Here is a 1,079-nt window from a genome sequence, read left to right on the forward strand (position 1 = left end):
CCTCGGATCTCGAACTGCCGGAGCAGACGCTGGGCTTTCCGCTGGTGCTGAAGATCCCGGATTCGTCGTTCTCGCGCGGCGTCAAGAAATGCGCCAACGTCGAGGAACTGAAGACGCTCGCCACCGAATGGCTGGAGGATTCCGACCTTCTGATCGCGCAGAAATTCATTCCGACCGAATATGACTGGCGTGTCGGCGTGCTCGGCGGCCAGCCGCTGTTTGCCGTGCACTATCTGATGGCCAAGAAGCACTGGCAGATCGTCAACCACAAGGCCAACGGCAAGCCCGACCAGGGCGGCATCAAGACCTTCACGCTGAAGGAAACGCCGGCGCATGTCGTCGAGACGGCAGTGAAGGCGGCGCGCTGCATCGGCGACGGGCTCTATGGCGTCGACCTCAAGGAGACCAAGGACGGCGTCTTCGTCATCGAGGTGAATGACAATCCCAACCTCGACCATGGCTGGGAGGATTCCGGTGAGAAGGACGAGGTCTGGGTGCGGCTGACGCAGTGGTTCCTGGAGCGATTGGACCGGCCGGGGCGGTAATTTGATCGGGGGGTAGGACATGCAATTTATCGTGATCGAGGACTTCACCGGCTGTGATCGCAAGGAGATCTATCGCCGCTTTCGCGACCGCGGCCGCCTGAAACCGGACGAGCTGCTCGTCCACCACAGCTGGATCGCGGCGGACATGAGCCGCTGCTTCCTGCTGGTGGAGGCCGATGACGTCACGCTGCTGCAGCGTTGGGTCATCGAATGGGCGGATCTGGTGGAATTCGAGATCATCCCCGTGGCGACAAACAAGGACATGGCTGAGGCATTGAGCGGGCACCTCTGACCATTGCCGCGTGTCACGTCAACGCAGTGCCGGCGAGCCGACTGCGCGCCGGCACTCGTCGATCAGCCACTGGCGAAACGCGTCCACGACATCGCGTCTGGCGCTGCGCTCCGGGATCGTCAGGCAATAGGGCTGGCGCAGCTCGACCATCTGGGCGAGGGGCCTGACAAGTAGGCCGTCCTCCAGCGCCTCGGCACAGTAGATCCCTTGCGCCAGCGCCACCCCCAATCCCGAAATGGCAA

Annotated in this window: 3 protein-coding genes; 2 read left to right on the forward strand and 1 reads right to left on the reverse strand. The window is 62.7% G+C overall.

Annotated features, from left to right (window positions below; translation table 11 throughout):
• Positions 1–545: RimK family alpha-L-glutamate ligase (locus tag EN925_RS37000; protein WP_164894718.1), on the forward strand; the 545-nt coding region annotated here is incomplete at its 5' end.
• 31 nt (positions 546–576) lie between these two features.
• The gene (locus EN925_RS37005; RefSeq protein ID WP_244514281.1) at positions 577–837 is read left to right on the forward strand and encodes a DUF3303 family protein; all 261 of its coding nucleotides are present in this window, start codon (positions 577–579) and stop codon (positions 835–837) included.
• Positions 838–855: 18 nt separating this feature from the next.
• Here EN925_RS37005 and EN925_RS37010 read toward each other — a convergent pair.
• Positions 856–1,079: LysR substrate-binding domain-containing protein (locus EN925_RS37010; RefSeq protein ID WP_245487438.1), on the reverse strand; the 224-nt coding region annotated here is incomplete at its 5' end.

Origin of the sequence: Mesorhizobium sp. M7A.F.Ca.US.006.04.2.1 (assembly GCF_004022915.1) — a bacterium.
Lineage (GTDB): Bacteria > Pseudomonadota > Alphaproteobacteria > Rhizobiales > Rhizobiaceae > Mesorhizobium > Mesorhizobium ciceri.